The sequence below is a fragment of the Peribacillus sp. NPDC058002 genome, assembly GCF_042886655.1.
Taxonomy (GTDB): Bacteria; Bacillota; Bacilli; order Bacillales; family DSM-1321; genus Peribacillus; species Peribacillus aracenensis.
The window spans coordinates 1-1,988 of sequence record NZ_JBHVQU010000436.1 but is presented as its reverse complement, the minus strand read 5'-3'; the positions used below and the strand labels follow the sequence as shown (position 1 = coordinate 1,988).

The 1,988-nt window shown below is 33.2% G+C and carries 1 protein-coding gene; it reads left to right on the top strand.

Annotation, left to right across the window (positions count from 1 at the left end; translation table 11 throughout):
- Positions 1-695 precede the first annotated feature (695 nt).
- Positions 696-1,679 carry an asparaginase gene (locus tag ACFVSH_RS26040; RefSeq protein WP_387708684.1) on the top strand — a complete coding sequence of 328 codons (984 nt, stop codon included), beginning with the start codon at positions 696-698 and terminating at the stop codon, positions 1,677-1,679.
- Positions 1,680-1,988: the final 309 nt, after the last annotated feature.

Sequence of the window (1,988 nt, the reverse complement as noted above, 5' to 3'; positions counted from 1 at the left end):
ATCCTAAACCATTAAGAAAATTTGACCCAAGGGAAATGACACACACAAAATGTTAATAATCGTGAGGATGATTGTATAAAAGTCGTTCTAAAACCATGATCCTCTGGGAGCATGGCATTACAAAGAGTATGCCTCTGTTATGGAAAACTTTTTTTAATAGTATGAAATCAGAACTGACTTTAAGGCGGTTTTTTCTTTAGAAACTAAAGGGTCCGTTTAGTTGAATTAAAAATAGCTAAATAGAACAAATGCGATTCTTAGATTGATGGATCGCTTTTTTTGCGTGATAGCTTTAAGAATACTGTATGTTTTTTATTCTGGTTAGGCGTTATATTTTCCAAGATGGGATAAAATCAATTGTCCCATTTAAAGATATTAAAATTAATGAATCACGTATATAAAAACATTTAGAAAAAAAAATATATAAATACATTAATGGTATTAGGCTTAAACATCAAAGTTGTAATGAAGATCTAAATGGAAAAAATTCATTATTTGTAAAATAACTCAGCTAAGATTCAGAAAAAAACATTCTGTTGTTTCAAAAATTGGATGGAGTGTACAAAAATAGAATATTTTCATCTTGAATTATTATATTTTTGTTACTATAATAATATGGAAAGTACGCGAATTGAATAATGAATGCGAAATGAATACTTTCTTTGAAAAACATATTGATAGGGGAGTCATTATCATTGAAAAAATTAATGATGATTACGACTGGTGGAACAGTAGCTTCACTTGAAGGAGAAAACGGACTTGCGCCAGAACTGAATGCTGATGATTTATTAAGTTACATACCTGAATTAAATGTACGTTGCCGTATTGATACGAGGGAGTTAATGAACATTGATAGCACCAACATGCAACCAGAGTTTTGGATAGACTTGGCGAATGTTATTTACGAACACTACAGTCAGTACGATGGCTTCATTATTACGCATGGCACCGATACAATGGCTTACACCTCAGCTGCACTTTCTTATATGTTACAAAATGCATCAAAACCGATTGTGATTACAGGTTCGCAAATCCCTATTTCGTATAGTAAAACAGATGCAAAGCGAAACATTTCAGATGCCATTCGTTTTGCTTGTGAAGAAATAGGTGGGGTATATATTGTATTTGACGGCAAAGTCATTCAAGGGACAAGAGCGATTAAACTTAGAACGAAAAGCTATGATGCCTTTGAAAGTATTAATTATCCGTATGTAGCATCGATATATGATGACCATATTGAATATAATAAATCCATTCAAATCCCTAAAAAGAAACACATTCAATTAGATACGTCACTTTGTACAGATGTGGCGGTTGTGAAATTACATCCTGGGATAAAACCAGAATTTTTTGACTGCCTAAAAGGTTTGTATAAAGGAGTGGTTGTGGAAAGCTATGGAAGTGGTGGTGTTCCTTTTCAAGTACGCAACATTTTAGCGAAATTAATTGAATTAACAGAGCACGGTGTTTCGATTGTCATTACGACTCAATGTCTAGAAGAAGGAGAAGACATGGGTATATATGAAGTTGGTCGGAAAATTGACCATGATCGTGTAGTACGCTCTAAAAATATGAACACAGAAGCAATCGTGCCGAAATTAATGTGGGTGCTAGGAAAAACAACAGATCCCAAAAAGGTAAAAGAAATGATGGAAACAACGATTGCAGCAGATATTTGATTATATTTTTGAAATCCTGCTAATTAGTCTATCAACTCAAATGTTTGGGGGCTATAAACTCCTGACTTTGGACAGACTTCATCAGTTGATGAAGTTGATCTTGTTTTTACAGTGTAAAAACAAGTAGCAGTGAGGGAACTGCCAATTGCATGATATGTTAGTTCCTTGATAATAAGGGTCATTCTTGTGTCATATTAATAAAGGAAAAACGGAGAGGCGTGAAACGCTTCTCTTTTTTATGCTTTAAATAAAATATATTTTCATTTTTATGGTGTTGTTAGAACTAAAATAGTGTATGAGGCATAGTAT